1 tRNA gene and 2 rRNA genes (1 of these 3 cut by a window edge) are annotated in these 2,500 nt (G+C 54.4%); all 3 read right to left on the bottom strand.

The window, feature by feature from the left end:
• Positions 1-21: 21 nt before the first annotated feature.
• A tRNA-Met gene (locus NQF64_RS08770) sits at positions 22-98 on the bottom strand.
• Between the two features lie 39 nt (positions 99-137).
• Positions 138-252 (bottom strand): 5S ribosomal RNA (rrf, locus tag NQF64_RS08775).
• A gap of 84 nt (positions 253-336) precedes the next feature.
• A 23S ribosomal RNA gene (locus NQF64_RS08780) occupies positions 337-2,500 on the bottom strand; it runs 574 nt beyond the window's last position.

A 2,500-nucleotide genomic window follows, 5' to 3' on the forward strand; every position in this document is an offset into this window, starting at 1 on the left:
TATAACTGACAGGGTGGATAATGGATGCGGGGGTAGGATTTGAACCTACGACCTTCAGGTTATGAGCCTGACGAGCTACCGGGCTGCTCCACCCCGCGGTGGTGGGTGGTTTATATATAGAGCGGGTGAGCGAGGGGACCTGGCGGCGACCGACTTTTCCGCTTCTTAAGAAGCAGTATCATAGGCGCTGGAGGCTTTAACGGCCGAGTTCGGGATGGGATCGGGTATGGATCCTCCGCCATAGCCACCAGGTCTTCCCGCTCACCCTTTTAGGTGATTGGGGTGTGGTTGGTGTTTTGTGGTGAGTGTGACTGATTACTGTGCATGTGTTTTAGGTGTGTGAGAGATATGGGCGATTAGGATCAGTTAGCTACACATGTTGCCATGCTTTTACACCTGACCTATTGACGTCCTGGTCTTGGACGGCCCTGTGAGACCTTGTTTTGAGGCTGGTTTCCCGCTTAGATGCTTTCAGCGGTTATCCATTCCGAACTTAGCTACCCGGCTGTGCCGCTGGCGCGACAACCGGTGCACCAGAGGTTCGTTCATCCCGGTCCTCTCGTACTAGGGACAAATCCTCTCAAGTCTCTTACACCCACGGCAGATAGGGACCGAACTGTCTCACGACGTTCTAAACCCAGCTCACGTACCACTTTAATCGGCGAACAGCCGAACCCTTGGGACCTGCTCCAGCCCCAGGATGTGATGAGCCGACATCGAGGTGCCAAACCTCCCCGTCGATGTGGACTCTTGGGGGAGATCAGCCTGTTATCCCTAGAGTACCTTTTATCCGTTGAGCGATGGCCCATCCACGCGGGACCACCGGATCACTATGGCCGACTTTCGTCTCTGCTTGAGCTGTCACTCTCGCAGTCAGGCGGGCTTATGCCATTGCACTCGACAGCCGGTTTCCGACCGGCCTGAGCCCACCATCGCGCGCCTCCGTTATTCTTTGGGAGGCGACCGCCCCAGTCAAACTGCCCACCATACAGGGTCCCGGACCAGGCTGACTGGTCTCGGTTAGATATCAGAAAAGTTCAGGGTGGTATTTCAAGGATGGCTCCACCGGAGCTGGCGCCCTGGTTTCAAAGCCTCCCACCTATCCTACACAAAACTTTCCTGATACCACTGTAAAGCTGCAGTAAAGGTTCATAGGGTCTTTCCGTCTGACCGCGGGTACCCCGCATCTTCACGGGGAATTCAATTTCGCTGAGCCGATGCTGGAGACAGCGGGGAAGTCGTTACGCCATTCGTGCAGGTCGGAACTTACCCGACAAGGAATTTCGCTACCTTAGGACCGTTATAGTTACGGCCGCCGTTTACCGGGGCTTCGATTCGACGCTTGCACATCTCCTCTTAACCTTCCGGCACCGGGCAGGCGTCAGACCCTATACGTCATCTTTCGATTTCGCAGAGTCCTGTGTTTTTACTAAACAGTCGCTACCCCCTGGTCTGTGCCACCCGCTAATGGTTGCCCACTAACGGGTCTCGTTTCTTCCGAAGTTACACGAGCAATTTGCCTAGTTCCTTCAGCATCGTTCTCTCAAGCGCCTTGGTATACTCTACCAGTCCACCTGTGTCGGTTTCGGGTACGGTCTATATGCTAGAGCTATTTCCTGGAACGGTCCAAAAGCCAGCTCAATCCGTTAAGAGCTGACAACATATCTCGTTCGTCACTTCTAGCAGGCTTAGGACTATTAACCTAATTCCCATCGACTACGGCTTTCGCCCTCGCCTTAGGGGCCGGCTCACCCTGCGTGGATTAACCTTGCGCAGGAACCCTTGGACTTTCGGCGACAGTGTTTCTCGCACTGTTTGTCGCTACTCATGTCAGCATTCGCACTTCTGATACCTCCAGAGAGGGTCACCCCGTCTCCTTCGCAGGCTTACAGAACGCTCCGCTACCGCGCATAGTAATCTATGCACCCACAGCTTCGGCACGTGGCTTGAGCCCCGTTACATTTTCGGCGCAGGGTTTCTATTAGACCAGTGAGCTATTACGCTTTCTTTAAAGGATGGCTGCTTCTAAGCCAACCTCCTGGTTGTTTTGGAATCCCCACATCCTTTCCCACTTAGCCACGATTTAGGGGCCTTAGCTGGTGGTCTGGGCTGTTTCCCTCTCGACAATGGACCTTAGCACCCACTGTCTGTCTGCCGCACTTATACTCCTTCGGTATTCGGAGTTTGGTTAGGTGTGGTAAGGCTTTGGGCCCCCCTAGCCCATCCAGTGCTCTACCCCCGAGGGTAATATGCGACGATCTACCTCAATAGATTTCGCGGAGAACCAGCTATCTCCGAGTTTGATTGGCCTTTCACCCCTAGCCACAGCTCATCCCCGACTTTTTCAACAGGCGTGGGTTCGGCCCTCCAGTGCGTGTTACCGCACCTTCAGCCTGGCCATGGCTAGATCACTCGGTTTCGGGTCTTCTACCAGTAACTTAGTCGCCCTATTCAGACTCGCTTTCGCTACGCCTACACCTATCGGCTTAAGCTCGCTACG

This window comes from Bombella saccharophila, from assembly GCF_026385475.1.
Classification (GTDB): Bacteria; Pseudomonadota; Alphaproteobacteria; order Acetobacterales; family Acetobacteraceae; genus Bombella; species Bombella saccharophila.